Source organism: Amycolatopsis sp. GM8, assembly GCF_021653975.1.
Classification (GTDB): domain Bacteria; phylum Actinomycetota; class Actinomycetes; order Mycobacteriales; family Pseudonocardiaceae; genus Amycolatopsis_E.
Genome location: NZ_JAJKFK010000001.1, coordinates 666,211 through 683,716, shown reverse-complemented (window position 1 = coordinate 683,716; position 17,506 = coordinate 666,211). Strand labels below are relative to the sequence as shown.

Annotated in this window: 14 protein-coding genes; 7 read left to right on the top strand and 7 right to left on the bottom strand. The window is 70.6% G+C overall.

The genetic code is table 11. From position 1 onward, the window contains the following. Nucleotides 1-6 precede the first annotated feature (6 nt). Nucleotides 7-504: a hypothetical protein gene (locus tag LOZ83_RS03305; RefSeq protein WP_236788649.1), complete on the bottom strand. Its 498-nt coding sequence runs from the start codon at nt 502-504 to the stop codon at nt 7-9. 194 nt (nt 505-698) lie between these two features. On the opposite strand from LOZ83_RS03305, the gene LOZ83_RS03300 reads away from it, so the two are divergent. Beyond that, nucleotides 699-1,757, top strand: a complete 1,059-nt coding sequence (locus LOZ83_RS03300) for a DUF4192 domain-containing protein (RefSeq protein WP_236788647.1) — start codon at nt 699-701, stop codon at nt 1,755-1,757. Nucleotides 1,758-2,572: 815 nt separating this feature from the next. Here the strand turns inward: LOZ83_RS03300 and galE are convergent. The 3 genes from galE to LOZ83_RS03285 form a co-directional block, all read right to left on the bottom strand. Beyond that, nucleotides 2,573-3,541 carry a UDP-glucose 4-epimerase GalE gene (gene galE, locus LOZ83_RS03295; RefSeq protein WP_236788645.1) on the bottom strand — a complete coding sequence of 323 codons (969 nt, stop codon included), beginning with the start codon at nt 3,539-3,541 and terminating at the stop codon, nt 2,573-2,575. 106 nt (nt 3,542-3,647) lie between these two features. Then, nucleotides 3,648-4,844: a galactokinase gene (galK, locus tag LOZ83_RS03290; protein WP_236788643.1), complete on the bottom strand. Its 1,197-nt coding sequence runs from the start codon at nt 4,842-4,844 to the stop codon at nt 3,648-3,650. Between the two features lie 781 nt (nt 4,845-5,625). Continuing rightward, nucleotides 5,626-6,321, bottom strand: coding sequence for a metal-dependent transcriptional regulator (locus tag LOZ83_RS03285; protein WP_236788642.1), 696 nt, complete (start codon nt 6,319-6,321; stop codon nt 5,626-5,628). A gap of 104 nt (nt 6,322-6,425) precedes the next feature. On the opposite strand from LOZ83_RS03285, the gene LOZ83_RS03280 reads away from it, so the two are divergent. Together LOZ83_RS03280 and LOZ83_RS03275 are read left to right on the top strand one after the other, a co-directional pair. Continuing rightward, nucleotides 6,426-7,598, top strand: a complete 1,173-nt coding sequence (locus tag LOZ83_RS03280) for an acetoin utilization protein AcuC (protein ID WP_236788639.1) — start codon at nt 6,426-6,428, stop codon at nt 7,596-7,598. Nucleotides 7,599-7,603: 5 nt separating this feature from the next. After that, nucleotides 7,604-10,312 carry a bifunctional GNAT family N-acetyltransferase/acetate--CoA ligase family protein gene (locus tag LOZ83_RS03275; protein ID WP_236788637.1) on the top strand — a complete coding sequence of 903 codons (2,709 nt, stop codon included), beginning with the start codon at nt 7,604-7,606 and terminating at the stop codon, nt 10,310-10,312. Here LOZ83_RS03275 and LOZ83_RS03270 read toward each other — a convergent pair. The 3 genes from LOZ83_RS03270 to LOZ83_RS03260 are packed head-to-tail and all read right to left on the bottom strand — an operon-like array spanning nt 10,296 to nt 13,972. Then, nucleotides 10,296-11,786, bottom strand: coding sequence for a long-chain-fatty-acid--CoA ligase (locus tag LOZ83_RS03270; protein WP_236788634.1), 1,491 nt, complete (start codon nt 11,784-11,786; stop codon nt 10,296-10,298). The genes LOZ83_RS03275 and LOZ83_RS03270 overlap by 17 nt on opposite strands. After that, a complete protein-coding gene (locus LOZ83_RS03265) occupies nt 11,783-12,790 on the bottom strand; it encodes an acyl-CoA dehydrogenase family protein (RefSeq protein WP_236788633.1) in 1,008 nt (335 codons plus the stop codon). Before LOZ83_RS03265 ends, LOZ83_RS03270 begins: the two co-directional genes overlap by 4 nt. Nucleotides 12,791-12,799: 9 nt before the next feature. Further along, nucleotides 12,800-13,972 carry an acyl-CoA dehydrogenase family protein gene (locus LOZ83_RS03260; protein ID WP_236788630.1) on the bottom strand — a complete coding sequence of 391 codons (1,173 nt, stop codon included), beginning with the start codon at nt 13,970-13,972 and terminating at the stop codon, nt 12,800-12,802. Nucleotides 13,973-14,075: 103 nt separating this feature from the next. Between LOZ83_RS03260 and LOZ83_RS03255 the strand changes: the two genes are divergently transcribed. Genes LOZ83_RS03255 through LOZ83_RS03240 form a run of 4 tightly spaced genes read left to right on the top strand, consistent with a single transcriptional unit; the run spans nt 14,076 to nt 17,405 of the window. Then, entirely contained in the window at nt 14,076-14,267 is a 192-nt protein-coding gene (locus tag LOZ83_RS03255) for a ferredoxin (RefSeq protein ID WP_236788624.1), read from the top strand. Nucleotides 14,268-14,310: 43 nt separating this feature from the next. Beyond that, nucleotides 14,311-15,138 (top strand): SDR family NAD(P)-dependent oxidoreductase, encoded by an 828-nt coding sequence (locus LOZ83_RS03250; protein WP_236788623.1) that lies wholly within the window; start codon nt 14,311-14,313, stop codon nt 15,136-15,138. Beyond that, nucleotides 15,135-16,649, top strand: coding sequence for an aldehyde dehydrogenase (locus LOZ83_RS03245; protein WP_236788621.1), 1,515 nt, complete (start codon nt 15,135-15,137; stop codon nt 16,647-16,649). The genes LOZ83_RS03250 and LOZ83_RS03245 overlap by 4 nt, the downstream gene beginning before the upstream one ends. Beyond that, nucleotides 16,650-17,405 carry a glucose 1-dehydrogenase gene (locus LOZ83_RS03240; RefSeq protein WP_236788620.1) on the top strand — a complete coding sequence of 252 codons (756 nt, stop codon included), beginning with the start codon at nt 16,650-16,652 and terminating at the stop codon, nt 17,403-17,405. Nucleotides 17,406-17,506 lie beyond the last annotated feature (101 nt).

Genomic DNA, 17,506 nt, shown 5'->3' with positions numbered 1-17,506 from the left:
GATGCCTCAGTCCCGGGCGATCTCTGTCCTGTTCGCGGCGATCGGGAGCTGGCGGCGGCGTGCCCGGCTGTAGACGAGCGCGTTCTGGACGCCGATGCTCAAGCCCAGCGAGAGCAGGATCGACGACGACGTGAGCGGGCCCGCGAGTCCCATCTTCGTGCCGGCGACGCCGAACCCGATCCGGACCGCGATCGTCACCAGCCAGAGCACCAGGGTCACCGTGGTGCCCTTCTGGAAGGCGTATCCGTCGCGGGTGCTCAACCGGGTGCTCGAGGCGCGGGCGATGCCGAGCACGACCAGGATTACCAGGTCGATCGCGAGCAGTCCGAGCTCGCCGCCGGACGCGCCGGGCAGCGCGCGGGCGCTGTTGACGACGCCCAGCACCAGCAGGATGCCGGGGAACAGCACCAGTCCGCGCACGGTGATCATGCTGCCGCGCAGTTGCCGGTACACGACCCGCCAGACGACAAAGGCGGCGATCACGATGTAGAGCAAGATCTCCATGGATTCAGTCTCTTCGCCCGGCGGGGTCGGCGCATCGGCAGGCGGGTGGCTTCCGGGTTGACCCTGCCTCAACCCAGGGGTGGAGGCAACCTGTCCTTTGTGGACCTGCCCGAGTTGTCCACAACACCCCGGTTGTCCACAGCCCGCGAACCTTTCCTCCCGCCGCGGTGCCCTGATCCGTCATCGTGGAGTCCGTGACCACCACCACGAAGATCCTCCCTGGCGGCGGGGTCGGCGTCAGTCTCAGCGATCCCGCCCAGCTCATCGCGGCTGTGCCGCCCCTCTTGGGGTTCCGGCCCGCGGACTCGATAGTTCTGCTCGGGCTCGGCGGTCCCGGCGGCAGCCGGGTCGGACCCGTCGTGCGTGGCGGCCTGCCGACGGCAGAGCACGAGAACGAGGCCGTGCAGACGCTGCTACCCCTCCTCCTGGATCATCATGTCGGGACGGTCGTCATCGTCCTCATCGGACGGAACCCGGCGCATCCGCCGCCCTCGTCGGGCCCGCCACACCGGCAGCTGGTCGATCGGCTGCGCGAGGCGTTGGCCGGGGTGGGGTGGCAGGTGCCGTATCCCTTGTGGGCGCAGGAAATCCGCAAGGGCGCGCGGTGGGCCGCCTATGACGACGGCCAGTGCGGCGTGCTGCCCGACGACACCAGCACGGTGACCGCCACCGCCTTCACGGCGGCCGGCCAGGTCACGTTCGGCAGCCGCGAGGAACTCGCACGCCTGCTGGTCCCGGACGATGCTCCGGCGCTCGCCCGGCGTGCCAAGCTGCTCACCGCGGCGACGGACGTGCTGAGTTCCTTTACCGACGACGAACTTCTGGTGAGGGAAGGGTTCGAGGTCGTCCGCGTCGCGCTGAACAGGATGCGCCGGCGAGAATTGTCCTTTTCGGACAATCAGGTGGTCGGTCTCGCGCTGGCGCTTTCCCAGACGCCGATCCGTGACACCTGCCTCGCGCTGCCGCTCGTCGAGCACACCTGCCTCGACGCGGAACGGTTGTGGCTGGAACTGGTCCGCCGCACCCCGGCGCCGGAACGGGCGGAACCGGCGGCGCTGCTGTGCTACTCGGCGTACCAGCGCGGCGAAGGCGCTCTGGCCGGGCTTGCCGTGGACAACGCCCGGGAAGCCAACCCGGGTCACACCCTGGCCGCGCTGCTCTCCACCTGCCTGAGCCGAGGCGTCCATCCCGACCGGATCCGCGGTCTCGGCAAGACCGACCACCTGGACGCGTTGTGGGTGCCTGCGCCGTGAAGCTGGCGATAGTGCGTTTTGTGCGCCGCCGCCCAGCCTCCAACCGGGCGCCGATCCCAGGTGCCGCTCACAGTGGTGTCCAGGTCCGCGTGCTCCGGCTCCGCGCCAAGCTCCTTGCGGCCGCTGGCTGCCACCGGGACACCAACGGAGCCCGCGCCGCGACGCGCGCTCGCCGACTCCTCCGCGCGGCACGCTTCTTGCCCAAATCGCGAGGCGTCGCTGACGTTGCCCCGCAGATCCACACCCTCGGCCACCCACCGAGGCTCTCCGCGGACCCGCCCACTGGCGGCGAGCGGGCCAGGGCCACCGCCATGGCCCACGCCGTGAAGCCCGCTCCCGCCCGGCTCGCGCGCCGAACCGTCGCCTCACACTTCGCGCCGTTCCCGGGTGAAGCACGAGGCGCCACTCACGATGTCGCGCCGAGGCGCGCGTTCGCGCTTCCACCCGAGCCCCTGGCGGACCCCGTCATCGCCCGGCTCGTGCAATGGAGTGCTGCCTCGGCTTCGTGCGGTTCTTGGGCAAAGATCCGTGCGTTCGCGGTTCCACCCGGACCTCTGGCGGACCCAGTTGGCGGTGGCGAGCACGGCCTTGCCCGCGCTGCGGACCCGGTTACCGCCCGGCTCGCGCGTCGGAGTGCCGCCTCAGGCTATGCGCCGTTCCTGCGTGAACCACCAGGCGTCAGTCACGGTGTCCTGCAGATGCGCGAGTTCAGGCTTCCGCCCAAACCCCTCGTAGGCGCAGTTCCCGACGGCGAGCATGGCCTAGCCCACACCACTACACCCGATATCGCCCTGCTCGCGCGCCGGAGCGCCGCGTCAGGCTTCGCGTCGTTCCTGGGTGAAGCGCCAGGCGTCACTGACGATGCCGTGCAGATCGGCGCGCTCGGGCTTCCAGCCGAGCTCCTCGCGGGCCCGGTCGCTGGCGGCGACGAGGACGGCCGGGTCACCGGCGCGGCGCGGCGCGGCGGCGGCGGGGATCTCGTGCCCGGTGACCGTCCGGCAGGTCTCGATCACCTGCCGCACCGAGAACCCGGTGCCGTTGCCCAGGTTGTAGATGCGGTGCTCACCGGCGGCGGCGTGCTGCACCGCCAGCAGGTGCGCGTCGGCCAGGTCGGCGACGTGGATGTAGTCGCGGACCGCAGTGCCGTCGTCGGTGGGGTAGTCCTCGCCGAAGATCTGCACCCGCTCCCGGTCCCCGGTGGCGACCTGCAGCACGAGCGGGATCAGGTGGGTCTCGGTGGCGTGCCGCTCGCCGAACCGGCCGTATGCGCCCGCGACATTGAAATACCGCAGGCTCACCGCGGCGAGCCCGTGCGCGCGGGCGTAACTGGTGATGGCGTGGTCGATCGCCAGCTTGGTCGCGCCGTAGGTGTTGGTCGGCCGGGTGGGCGCCGTCTCGGGGATCGGCGAGCTTTCCGGCTCGCCATAGGTCGCGGCGGTCGAGGAGAACACCAGCCGGGGGGTGCCGTGCTCACGCATCGCGTCGAGCAGCCGGATCGCGGTGAACACGTTGCCGCGCCAGTACTTCCCCGGGTCGCTCATGGACTCGCCGACCAGCGACTTGGCGGCGAAATGCAGCACGCCGTCGAAGCCTTCGCCCAGCAGCGAAGCGGTCGTGTCGGCGGCGTCGCCCTCGACGAACCGGGCGCCCTCAGGCACGGCGTCGGCGTGCCCGGTCGACAGGTCGTCCACCACGACGACCTGGTGCCCGGCTTCGAGGAGCTTGGCCGCGCAGACGCTGCCGACGTACCCGGCGCCGCCGGTGACGATCAGTTTGAGGGCCATGAGTGCTCGGGAGCCTTTCTCGGAGACTGGATAGAGCTGGTGGCGCCCAGTGTGGACCATCCCGCTGTGAGCCCCGCACAGGACGCGCTCGCCCGAGGACAGTCCGTCACGCGTCGCGTCCCGCCCCGGCGGACGGCACCGCGACGAACGTGCGCGGGGGACGCCAGCCCTCGGCCTCGTAAGCCGCCGTGACACCCGCCTCGACGTCGCCGATCTTCGACTCGGGCACCAGCGCGATCGCCGAACCGCCGAAACCGCCACCCGTCATGCGTGCGCCCAGGGCACCCGCTGCCTTGGCGGCCTCGACCGCGGTGTCCAGCTCGACGGTGGAGATCCGGTAGTCGTCCCGCATGCTCACGTGCGAGGCGTCCAGGAACGGGCCGATGTCCTCGAGCCGCCCGGCGTGCAGCAGGCCGACCACGTCGAGCACCCGCTGGTTCTCGGTCACGACGTGCCGGACCAGTGGCACCAGCTCGGCGGGCAGGCGACCGAGCGTGGCGTCCAGGTCGGCCATCGCGACGTCGCGCAGCGCCTTGATACCGAGCAGGTCGGCGGCGCGCTCAGTGCCGCGGCGGCGCTCGCCGTAGCCGGACTCGCTGTGCGAGTGTTTCGTGCGCGTGTCGATCACGACGATCCGCAGCCCGACGGCCGCGGTGTCGAACGGCACCTGCTCGGTCTCGCCGGAGCGCACGTCGAGGAACAACACGTTCGACGCGGTGCAGCACAGGGACGCGGTCTGATCGAGTAGGCCGGTCGGCGCGCCGACGAAGTCGTTCTCCGCGCGCTGCACCCAGCGGGCGATCTTCATCCGTTCCGGTGTACCGGGCTGGTCAAGCTCCTGCCCGTCGAGACCGAGCAAAGCGAGCGAAACCGCGCATTCGAGCGCATGAGAGGAGGACAGACCAGCGCCCGTGGGCACGTCACCGGCCAGCACGAGGTCGGCGCCGCGGTCGAGACCATGGTCACGTAGCACCCAGGCGACCCCGGCGGGGTAGGCGGCCCACCCGTCGACGGTGCCGGGCCGCAGGGAGGTGATGTCGATCGGGTCGGCTTGCTGGATCCGCCCGTCGGAGCCGAGCGTCGCGACCCTCAGCACCTGGTCCTCGCGCGGCGACGCGGCAGCGGCGATCCGGTGGGGCAGGGCGAAAGGCAGGACGAAGCCGTCGTTGTAATCGGTGTGCTCGCCGATCAGGTTGACCCGCCCTGGTGCGGACCACACCCCCTGGGGTGCCGTGCCGTGTACCGAGCGGAACGCCTCCGTGGCTGCTTCGTGCGCCTGGAACCGGCTCTGGTTCTCGTTCAACCCTCACTCATTTCGCCCGGGGACCCGTCCCCACCACCGCGACCGGAATCCGGGCTCGTGACCCGGGGCTCCGCGGTCCCGTCCTGCCGGGACCGTCGTCCCAGTGTGCCGGAAGATCCCCGGTCCGGCGCCAGGCGGTGCACACCGGGACGAGTGCGGACAGAACGAAACCCCAGGACGTGACCATGCCGCCCGCCCGAGGCCGTGCGACCGCTGGGACGACCAGCCGAACGCCCCTCAGCTCAGGGTGCCGGCGTGTCAGGAGCGCAGGGTTCGGCATAGCGGGGCTCAGGGTGCCCGGCACAACGGGAGCGCAGGTGCTGGGATAAGCGCGAGCGCAGGTGCTGGCATAGCGGGAGCGCAAGGTGCCAGCGCAGCGAGAACTCAGGGTGTCGGCACAGCGAGAGCTCAAGGCGCTGGCATCGCGGGCGCTCAGGGGGTCGGCATAGGTGCGAACTCAGGGTGCTGGGATAAGCGGGAGCTCAGGGTTCTGCAGAGCGGGGGCTCAGGGGGCAGGCATAGGCGAGAGCTCGCTCAGGGCGCCGCCATCGTGTGCCCGGCGACGCCGCGGAAACAGCCGCGCGGACCTACGGCTCACGGCGCCGATGCCAGCCACACCGGACCGCGCACGGTCACGCCCACTCGTGCGCGGAGCTTCCGGGGAACGCCTCGTACGCCGAGCGCCCGCAGCGACGCCTTGTACGCCGAGCGCCCAGGGCGACGCCTTGTACGCGGACCGCCGAGGCGGCGCCTTGTGCGCGGACCTCCGGGCCGGCGCCGGTCAGCGGGCCTGGGCCAGTACCGCGTGCAGCACCGCCATGGGTACCTGCACCGAGGCGGTGTGGCCGGTGACCTCGACCGTGCCGCCGCCGGTGGCGCGGCCGACCTTGACCGTGGTGCCCGGCACGACGCCGACCTGCTTGAGGTCGACCATCAGCTTCTCGTCCAGCTGCACGTGCTCCGCGATCCGGCGGATCTCCGCCGAGCCACCCCCGGCCCGGGCGAACTCGTCCAGCCGGATCAGGTCCGCCTCCGCGGGCGGCGCGGGCCGGGCCGCGCGGTCCAGCTTGTCCAAACCTGGGATCGGGTTGCCGTAGGGCGACGTGGTCGGGTGGTCGAGCAGGCTGATCAGCTTCCGCTCCACCGCCTCGCTCATCACGTGCTCCCAGTGGCACGCCTCGGCGTGCACCTGCTCCCACTCCAGCCCGATGACGTCCAGCAGCAGCCGCTCGGCGAGCCGGTGCTTGCGCATGACGGCGGTGGCCAGCTCCCGCCCGTGGTCGGTCAGCTGCAGATGCCTGTCGTCGGCGACGCGCACCAGGCCGTCCCGCTCCATCCGCGCCACGGTCTGGCTCACCGTGGGACCACTCTGCTCCAGCCGCTCGGCGATGCGGGCGCGGAGCGGCACGACACCCTCCTCTTCGAGCTCGAAGATGGTTTTCAAGTACATCTCTGTGGTGTCGATGAGATCGTTCACGATGTCCCCTTCGTCCGCAGGTATTCATCGTAGTCGCTGGCACCGACACAGAGCCGGGGTGACCGGGCCGGAAAACCCGCCTCACCCCGGTACCATCGGACCGCATGGAGCCGCCCGCCGTCGTCTGGGACCCCGCGTTGCTCGGCTACGACCTCGGCGGCGAGCATCCGTTCAATCCCGTGCGGCTCCAGCTGACCATCCGGCTCGCCACCGAGCTGGGTGTACTCGACGACGTCCCGCTGCTCGTCCCCGAGGCCGCGAGCGACACCGAACTCCTGCGGGTCCACTCGGCCGAGTACCTCGAGGCGGTCAAGCAGGCACCGATGGCCGGCTGGGACGTCGGCCACGGGCTGGGCACCGCGGACAACCCGGTGTTCAGCGGCATGCACGACTCGACCGCGCTGGTGGTGGGCTCGACGTTGCTCGCCGCCCGCAAGATCGCCGAGGGCGAGGCGCGCCGCGCGGTGAACGTCGCCGGCGGCCTGCACCACGCCATGCGCGACCACGCCGCCGGGTTCTGCGTCTACAACGACTGCGCCATCGCCATCTCCTGGCTGCTCGACCACGGCTTCGACCGGATCGCGTACATCGACACCGACGTCCACCACGGCGACGGGGTGCAGGCCGCGTTCTACGAGGACCCGCGGGTGCTCACCGTCTCCCTGCACCAGCATCCCTTCACACTCTGGCCCGGTACCGGCTACTCCGCGGAGACCGGAAAGGGCAAGGCAGACGGCACGGCGGTGAACATCCCGCTGCCCCCGCGCACCCACGACCCGGGCTGGCTGCGCGCCTTCCACGCGGTGGTGCCCTCCCTCCTGCAGGAGTTCCAGCCGCAGCTGCTGGTCACCCAGTGCGGGGTCGACTCGCACGAGGAGGACCCGCTCGCCGACCTGTCCCTCTCGGTCGACGGGCACCGCACGATCTACGCGACCCTGCGTGAGCTCGCCGAGCGCTACGCGGGCGGGAAGTGGCTCGCGATCGGTGGCGGCGGGTACCAGCTGATCCGGGTCGTGCCGCGGTCGTGGACACATCTGCTGGCGACGGTGCTCAACCGCGACGTCGAGCCGTCGACCCCGATCCCGCCGGGCTGGATGGACATGGTGCGCCAGGCCGCGCCGAGGGCCGAGCTGCCCACGGTGATGTCCGACGGCGCCGACACCACGTACCGGCCCTGGGGCGACGGGGACGACGACCCGGTGGACATCGCGATCCGCGACACCCGGCGAGCCGTCTTCCCGCTGCACGGCCTGGACCCGGACGATCCGAGAGACTGAACGACATGAGCACCGGCGACGACGGCACAACCGGGCACGGCCCGCGCGATCCCTACGACTACCCGCGCAAGTGGGAGGCCGACGTCGTGCTCTCCGACGGCGGCGTGGTCCACTTGCGACCGATCGTGCCCAGCGACGCCGAACGGCTCGTCGCCTTCCACGGCAGGCTCTCCGAACGCACCCGCTACCTGCGCTACTTCGGGGCGTACCCGCGCATCCCGCAGCGAGACCTCGAACGGTTCACCACCGTCGATCACCACGACCGGGTCGCGTTCATCGCGTTGCTGGGTGACGACATCGTCGCCGTCGGGCGGTACGAGCGGCTCAACCACGGGCCGTCCGCCGAGGTGGCGTTCGTCGTGGACGACGCCCACCAGGGCCGCGGACTCGGCTCGATCCTTTTGGAGCACTTGGCCGCCGCCGCGTCCGAATGCGGGTTGCGCCGTTTCGTCGCCGAGGTGCTCGCCGAGAACTCCGCCATGGTGCGCGTCTTCCGCGACGCCGGCTACCAGGTGAGCCGCGCCATCGAGGAAGGCGTGCTGCACCTGGAGTTCGACATCGAGTCCACCGAGGAGTCCCTCGCTGTCGCGCGCGCCCGCGAGCAGGCCGCCGAGGCGCGCAGCGTGCACAACCTGCTGCATCCCAGCTCGGTCGCGGTCATCGGGGCCAGCAAGGATCCCACCAAGGTCGGCTACGCGGTGCTGTCGAACCTGCTGGCCGCCGACTTCGCCGGCACCATCTACCCGGTCAATCCCGAACACCATTCGGTGCGCGGCGTGCGTGCCTACAAGTCCGTGCTGGAGATCCCCGACCCGGTGGACCTCGCCGTCGTCGCGGTGCCCGCCGACCAGGTCGAGTCCGTTTTGGACGGTGCGCTGGTCAAAGGTGTCAAGACACTGCTCATCGTCAGCGCCGGGTTCGCCGAGGCCGGGCCGCACGGCCTGCATGCCGAGCTGCGGCTCGTCGGCGAGGCCCGCGCGCACGGGATGCGCGTCGTCGGGCCGAACGCGCTCGGCGTGCTCAACACCGATCCCGCGGTCCGGCTCAACGCGACCCTCGCGCCGCGCCTGCCCGCCCGCGGCCGCGCCGGGTTCTTCTGCCAGTCCGGTGCGCTGGGCAGCGCGATCCTCGCCGACGCCGGGCAGCGCGGGCTCGGCCTGTCGACGTTCGTGTCGGCCGGGAACCGGGCCGACGTGTCCGGCAACGATCTGCTGCAGTACTGGGAAACCGACCCGGCCACCGATCTCGTGCTGCTGTATCTGGAGTCGTTCGGCAACCCGCGCAAGTTCGCGCGGCTCGCGAGGAGGCTCGGCCGCACCAAGCCGATCGTCGCGGTGAAGTCCGGTCGCCACGCGGTGCGCCCGCAGCTGGCCGCGAACTCCACGGAGGTCGACGAGGCGAGCGTGCAGGCACTGTTCGAGCAGGCCGGTGTGGTGCGGGTGGAGAACCTGGCGCAGCTGTTCGACACCGCGCTCGTGTTCGCGCACCAGCCGCTGCCCGCCGGCTCCCGGGTCGGCATCGTCGGCAACTCCAGCGCGATCGGGCTGCTGGCCGCGGACACCGCGCGGGCGCAGGGACTGCGGGTGGCGTTCGAACCAGTGGACGTCGGGGCGCAGGCCGGTCCGGAGGAGTTCGCCGCCGCCGTGCGCGAGGCCCTCGTCTCGCCGGACACCGACGCGCTCGTCGTCGTGTTCGTGCCGCCGCTCGCGGTGCCCGGGACCGCCTACGCCAGGGCGCTGCGCGAAGTCGTGCATGGTCTGGACCAGCGCAAGCCCATCGTGTCCACGTTCCTGGCGGCCGAGGGTGTCCCGGCGGAACTGGCCGTCATCGGCCCGGACGGGTCGCCCGGCCACGGTTCGATCCCGTCGTTCGCGAGCCCGGAACGGGCCGTCGCCGCGCTGGCGAAGGTCATCCGCTATGCCGCGTGGCGCCAGCGTCCACAAGGGAATCTCGTGCGTCCGTCCGGTGTGCACGCCGAAGCGGCCCAGGAGATCGTGCGCGAGCTGCTGGCCGGTGGTGACAAGAACATCGTGCTCGAAGACGACGAGGTCGTGCGGCTGGTGGGCTGCTACGGCATCGATGTGGTGCGGTTCCGGGTCGTGGACAGCGCCGACGGCGCGGTCGCGGCCGCCGAGGAGATCGGGTACCCGGTCACCGTGAAGGCGGTCGACGAGCGGCTGCGCGGCCGCCCGGATCTCGCCGGGGTGCGGCTGGATCTCGGTTACGCCGACGCGGTCCGGCGTGGGTACGAGGACCTGCGCACGGTGTCCCACGAGGACGAGATGTACGTGCAGAAGATGGCCCCGAAGGGGGTTTCGTGCTCGATCGGCCTGCAGGACGATCCGTCGTTCGGCACGCTCGTGTCGTTCGGGCTGTCCGGGCTGGTCAGCACTCTGCTGGGGGACCGGGCGTACCGGGCGGTGCCGCTGACCGACGTCGACGCCGCGACGCTGATCCGCGAGCCGAAGAGCGCGCCGCTGCTGACCGGCTATCGCGGTGACGAGCCCGCGGATCTGGCCGCGCTGCAGGACATGGTGCTGCGGGTCGCGGCGCTCGCCGAGGACAACCCGGAGGTGCGCGCGCTGACCCTCGACCCGGTGATGGCCTCGCCCGAGGGCGCGTTCGTGGCCAACGCGCGGATCGTGCTCGGCCCGCCGCCGGCGCGGCCGGACACCGGGCCGCGGCGGTTGCGGCCGATCAACGCAGTGGACTAGCGGGCCGGTAGCCGGATCCTGCGCGTGACCAGTCCGCGTGTTGCGTACCCTCGCCTGCCAGATGCCGTTTGATCACCTTGTAGGTGGCCGTCCGCGGCAGTTCCTTGACGACGCGTACGTACCGCGGCCATTGCTTGGGGCCGAGATCTTCTTGCACGGAAAGGAAATCACCGAACTCCGGCGCGGAGAGCGGACCACGCAGCACCAGCGCCGCCATCACCTGATCACCGGTCACGGGATCAGGCACCGCGTACACGGCCGCCTCGGCGATGCTCGGGTGACGGAGCAGGATGCGCTCGATCGGTGCCGTACCAAGGTTTTCGCCGTCGACGCGCAGCCAGTCGCCGAGCCGCCCGGCGAAGTAGCAGAACCCGTTCTCGTCGGCATAAGCCAGGTCACCGGTGTGGTACCAGCCGCCGCGCAGGCGTTCTGCGTCCGCCTCCGGGTTGCGGTAGTAGCCCGCGAACGCGCCCGCGCCCGCCGTGTTGACCAGCTCCCCGACGACGTGGGGTGGACAGGGTTTTCCGGTCTCCGGGTCGACGATCAGCACCCCGTCCGTGGGGCGGCCGAGCGAACCGGGCGGCGAGTCCGGGGTTCGCGAGAACCCGATCCCGCCCTCCGTCGAGCCGAACGCATCGACCACACGGCAGCCGAAGCGGCGGCCGAACTCGGCGAGATCCGCTTCGGCGCCTTCGTTTCCGTACACGAGCCGCAGTGGATTGTCCGCGTCGTCCGGCTTCTCCGGCGTACTCACCACATAGGACAGTGGCTTGCCCACGTAGTTCGCATACGTGGCACCGAACTCGCGGACCTCGGGCAGGAACCCGGATGCCGAGAACCGGCGTCGCAGCGCGATGGTCGCGCCCGCCGCGAGCCCGACGGCCCAGCCCGCCATGATCGCGTTGGAGTGGAACATCGGCATCGACACGTACACGGTGTCCGAAGAGGACAGTCCGAACCGCTCGGCCAGCATCCGGCCGGGAAACGCGATCTTGTCCTGGGTACAGCGAACCGCCTTCGGCTCGCCGCTCGTACCGGACGTGAAGATCAGCATCAGCAGATCGTCCGGCCTGGCGGAAACCGCTTCCAGCGGAGCGGGTTCGGCAGGCGCGAGCTCGTGGACCGGCACGTCGAGCCCCTCGAGCAACGGAAAATACCGTCGCTCGGCGAACACGAACTGGCAGTCCGCCAGCCGCACGTCGCGGGCCAGCGCCTCCCCTCGGCGCGCCGGGTTCAACCCGGCCAGCACCGACCCAGACAGCGCGCAACCGCCGAGCAGGAACGAAAACGCGGGCACGTTGTCCGCGAGGATCCCGACATGCGGCGGCGCGTCCGGCCGCAGCATCCGCCGCAGCAGCGCGGCATACGCGCCCGCCTCCCGCACGTGCTCGGCCCAGGTGTAGCACTCGCCGGAGAACCGCAGACCCGGTCGTGGATCGTGAGCGCGCGCGAGCAGCAGGTCGGTGACGGTCATGCCGGTTCGGCGGCCAGCAGCTCACCCAGCGCGCGCAGCTGCGCGGTCGCGCCGCCGAGCGCGAACTCGTTCCGTTTGGCCGCGGCGAAGTAGCGGTGCACCGGATGCTCGACGTCGATCCCGACCCCGCCGTGCAGGTGCACGGCGGTGTGCGCGACGCGATGCCCGGCCTCCGCGGCCCAGTACTTCGCCGTCGCGACCTCCTCCGCCGCGGGCAGGCCTTCGGACAGCCGCCACGCCGCCTGCCACATCGACAGGCGCACGGCCTCGACGTCGATGTACGCGTCGGCGAGCCGTTGGCGCACCGCCTGGAACCCGGCCAGCGGATGGTCGAACTGCTTGCGTTCCTTGGCATACTCGGCCGTCCGGTGCAGGGCGCTCTCCAGCACCCCCAGCTGCAGCGCGCACAGTCCGACTGTCCCGTGCTGCCGCAGCCATTCCTCGATCCCGCTGCCCAGCAGCTCACCCGGCGCGTCGTTCAGCCGCACCAGCGCGGCGTCGGCGGTGTCGATCACGCTCTGCGCCTCGACTTCCGCCTGTTCGACGACGTAAACCCCGTCGCCGGCCGGGATGAGGAACGCGTCCGCGAACGCACCGAACGGCACCGCGGTCTGGACGCCGGTGAGGCGCCCGTTCTCCGCCGTGAACCCGCTGGGCGCACCGACGTCGGGCAGCGCGACCGCGAGCACCAGCGAACCCCGGACCGCGGGCATGGCCCACCGCTCGATCTGTTCGGGCGTGCCGAACGTGAGGATCGCGGCCGCGGCCATGGTGCGCGTCGGCAGGTACGGCACCGGGGCGACCGCGCGGCCGATCTCGGTCAGCACCGTGCACTGTTCGAGCAGCCCGAAGTCCGCGTCGGCGACGCCCGCCGCGACGAGTTCCTTCCACAGCGCGGCATCGAACCCGCCCTCGCCGTGTGTCCCCGGCTGAAGGCGGTCGGCCAGGATGCGGCGGGTCAGCCCGGCGAGCTCCTCCTGCGCCTCACTCAGCGTGAAATCCATCGTGACCTCCTAGCGCGTGACGGGCAGGCCGAGTGCGGTCGCGGCGACGAGATCGCGCTGAATCTCGTTGGTGCCGCCGCCGAAGGTCAGGATCAGCGCGGAGCGGTGCGCGCGCTCGATCCGCCCGCGCAGCATGGCCCCGGGCGAGCCTTCGCGGACGACCGCACCGGCGCCGAGGATCTCCATGAGCAACCGGTAGGCCTCGATCGCCAGTTCCGTGCCGAACACCTTGGTGGCCGACGCCTCCGCGGGGCTCAGCCCGGACGTCGTGGCGATCCGCCAGTTCCGCAGCTTCAGGTACTCCGCGTGGGCGTGCACGCGGGCGAGGTGCAGGCGCACCCACTCGGCGTCGATCACGCGGCTGCCGTCGGGCTGTTTGGTCTCCTGCGCCCACCGCCGGACCTCGGCCAGCGCGGACTGGACGGGCGCGGCGGACGTCAACGCGACGCGTTCGTGGTTGAGCTGGTTGGTGATCAGCGGCCAGCCGGCGTTCTCGTCGGCGACCCGGGCGCCGACCGGCACCCGCACGTCGTCGTAGTAGGTGGCGCTGGTGCCCGGCCCGGCGACGGTGCGAACCTTCGTCCACGAGAAGCCCGCCGCGCTGGTCGGCACGATCACGATGCTCACGCCCTTGTGCTTGCGGGCCTCCGGATCCGTGCGCACGGCGAGCCACACGTAGTCGGCGTACTCGATCAGGCTCGTCCACATCTTCTGGCCGTTGATGACGTAGTCGTCGCCGTCGCGCACGGCCCGTGTCTTCAGGGAGGCGAGGTCGGTGCCGGCCTCGGGCTCGGAGTAGCCGATCGAGAAGTGCAGCTCGCCCGCGGCGATCTTCGGCAGGTAGAACGCCTTCTGGTCTTCGGTGCCGAACCGCATGATCGTCGGGCCGATGGTGTTGACCGTCAGGAACGGCACCGGCACCCCGGCGACGGCGGCCTCGTCGGTGAAGATGAGCTGGTCCATCATCGGCCGGGCCTGACCGCCGTACTCCGCCGGCCAGCCGATCGCGAGCCAGCCGTCCCGGCCGAGGTCGCGCACGATTTCCTGGTACGCCAAGCCGTCGCCGTATTCTCCGCCACCGGCTGCGAGGGATTCGCGCCGTTCGGGCGTCATCAGCTCGGCGAAGTACGCGCGCAGCTCGTCGCGCACCGCCCGCTGTTCCGCCGTGTAGTCGATCCGCATGCGTCACCTCCACCTGCCCCGCTCGTTCTTGGTGGCGAACCGGGCGCGGCGCTAGTCTAGAACAGGTTCTAGTTCTACCAGCTGTGCCGGACGGGAGGAAGTCATGCGCGTCGACGTCGACCGCGACCTGTGCGAGGCGAACGAGGTGTGCGCCGGGTTCGCGCCCGCGGTCTTCGAGTTGGACGACGAGGACGAACTGGTCGTCAAGCATCCCGAGGTTCCCGAAGACGAAGTAGAACGTGTTACTCAAGCCGTCGCGTCGTGCCCCAGGAATGCACTGCTCATCCGCGACTGACGGGAGCTTGCTCTAAGCGAGAACAGATTCTAGTCTGTGCCCTGTGAACAGAGTTGCCATCGTCACAGGTGCCGGTGCGGGACTGGGGCGCGCGGAGGCACTGGCGCTGGCCCGCGGCGGCGCCTCGGTCGTGGTCAACGACGTCGCCGAGACGGACGTCGTCGACGAGATCGAGGCCGCGGGCGGCAAGGCGCTGCTGGTCAAGGGCGATGTCGGCGAGCGGGACACGGCTGACGCGCTGATCGAGGCCGCGCTGGAGCACTTCGGCGGGCTGCACGTGGTGGTCAACAACGCCGGTGTGCTGCGCGACCGGATGATCTTCTCGATGTCCGACGACGAGTGGGACCTCGTGCTCCGCGTGCACCTGCGCGGGCATTTCCTGCTGTCCCGCAACGCCACCGCGCACTGGCGGCAACAGTCCAAAGCGGACGGTCGGCCGGTGTACGCGCGGATCGTGAACACCGCGTCCGAGGCGTTCCTGATGGGCTCGCCGGGCCAGCCCAACTACGCCGCCGCGAAGGCCGGGATCGCGGCGCTCACCGTCTCAATCGCCCGCGGCTGCGCCCGCTACGGCGTGCGCGCCAACGCGATCTGCCCCCGGGCGCGGACCGCGATGACCAAGGACACCTTCGGCGAAGCACCCGTGGGGGACGACCCGTTGTCGGTCGACCACGTGGCCCCGTTCGTCGAGTTCCTCGCTTCGCCCGAGGCCGCGGACATCACCGGCCAGGTCTTCGTGGTGCACGGCGGAAAAGTCGCGCTCGTGCGGGCGCCCGCGCTCGAACGGACCTGGGACCTCACCGAGCTTTCCGGCCTGCCCGGCTACTTCACCGGCCGCGACCAGATGTTCGCCAGTCAGGAGTTGCTATGACGCTCACCGTGCAACCGCACCGCGAATCCGTCGGTCTCAAGGCGGGTCAGCTGCTCATCGATGGGCAGTGGGGACCGGGGACGGGCGGTGCGACCTGGACCCACCACCATCCCGCGACGGGCGAGGCGGTCGGCGAGTTCGCGATCGCCACCGCCGGCGACGTGGACGCGGCCGTCACCGCCGCGCGCGGTGCCTTCGAGTCGGGCGCCTGGTCGAACGCGCGGGCCGGCAAGCGGATCAAGGTCCTGCACCGCTACGGCGAACTACTGCGCGAGAACGCCGAACAGCTGCGTGCCCTGCAGGCGCTGGACAATTCGGTGCCGCTCTCGTTCAGCAGCACCATCTACGCGACGTCGGTCGAAGCCGCCGCGGACGTGTTCGACCACCACGCCGGCTGGGTCGACAAGCTCGGCGGCCAGACACTGCCGCCGTACCAGGGCGGCGACCATCTCGCGATGACGTTCCGCGAGCCGATCGGTGTGGTGGCCGCGATCCTGCCGTGGAACGCACCGTTCCTGCTGTTCGCGCAGAAGGTCGCGCCGGCGCTCGCCGCGGGGTGCACGGTCGTGCTCAAACCGTCCGAGTACTGCACGTTCACCGTGCTGCGGATGGTCGAGCTGCTGGCCGACGCCGGGCTGCCGCCGGGCACGCTCAACGTCGTGACCGGGCCGGGCGATCCGGTCGGCGAGGCGCTGATCACGCACCAGGACATCGACAAGATCAGCTTCACCGGCAGCCGCGCGGTCGGCAAGCGCATCGTCGAAGCTTCGGCGGGCACGCTCAAGCGCGTGTCGCTGGAACTCGGCGGCAAGAGCCCGGCCCTCGTTTTCGCGGATGCGCCGAACGTCGGCCTCGCCGCCGCGACAACGATCGGTGCGGTCACGATGGGTCTGTCCGGTCAGGCCTGTGTCGCGAACACGCGGGCGCTCGTGCACCGCGACGTGTACGACGAGTTCATCGCCGCCGCGCACGGCATGGCCGCCGCGATCACCTACGGCGACCCGTTCGACCCCGGCGTGATCTCCGCCCCGTTGATCAACGAGCGGCAGCTGGGCCGCGTGCTCGGGTACATCGAGAAGGGCAAGGAGGAGGGCGCGCGGCTGGTCACCGGCGGCGAACGGCTCGGCGGCGACCTCGCGGCGGGCAACTTCGTCGCCCCGACGATCTTCGCCGACGTCTCCAACGACGCGACCGTGGCGCAGGAGGAGATCTTCGGGCCGGTGCTCGCGGTCGTCCCGTTCACCGAGGAAGAAGAAGCGGTGCGGCTCGCGAACGACACCGAGTACGGCCTCGGCGCGAGCGTGTTCAGCGCCGACGCCCAGCGCGCGTTCCGGGTCTCGCGGAAACTGCGCGCGGGCACGATCGGCGTGAACGGCTTCCAGATCGAACCGCACCTGCCGTTCGGCGGGTTCAAGCAGTCCGGGCTCGGCCGCGAGGGCGGGTTGTCGTCGATCGAGGCGTTCACCGAGCTCAAGTCCGTGTACCTGCCGCTGACCGACGAGCTGATGTAGATGGGCCGGCTGGACGGGAAGACCGCGCTGATCACCGGCGCGGCACGCGGGCAGGGCGCGGCGGCCGCCCGGCGGTTCGCCGAAGAAGGCGCGAAGGTGCTGATCGCGGACATCCTCGATGACGAGGGCAAGGCACTCGCCGACGAACTGGGCGCGCTCTACCAGCATCTCGACGTGTCGTCGGAGGAGGACTGGACCGCGGCGGTGGACCGCGCGGTGACCGAGTTCGGTGGGCTCACGGTGCTGCTCAACAACGCCGGCATCCTGCACTTCTCCGAGCTGGGCAAGACGAAGCTGGCCGACTACGAGCGCGTGATCAGGGTGAACCAGATCGGTGCGTTTCTCGGCATGCGCTCGGTCGTTGAACCGATGTCGAATGCGCAGAACGGTTCGATCATCAACGTGTCCTCAGTGGAAGGACTGGCCGGAATGCCTTTCCTGGTCGCCTACACCGCGAGCAAGTTCGCCATTCGCGGGATGACCAAGGTGGCCGCGCTCGAGCTGGGGCCGAAAGGGATCCGGGTCAATTCCATCCATCCGGGCATGATCGACACGAAGATGGTCTCCGAAGCCGCCGGGGGCGTCGAAATCGACACGTCGTGGGTGGCGAAAAAAGTGGCGCTGGGCCGTGCCGGGCAACCGTCGGAAATCGCGAACCTCGCCGTTTTCCTCGCCAGTGACGAAAGCTCGTACAGTACGGGCGCCGAGTTCGTGGCGGACGGTGGCGCGACGGCTACACACGCGCTGAAGGTCTGAGTGATCAAGCACACCGGGAGGCCGTCGACAGGATCATGTGAACACCGCTAACAAACAGCGGGCACACATGGTGAGCAAGACTCAGGCAACGAGGCACGGGT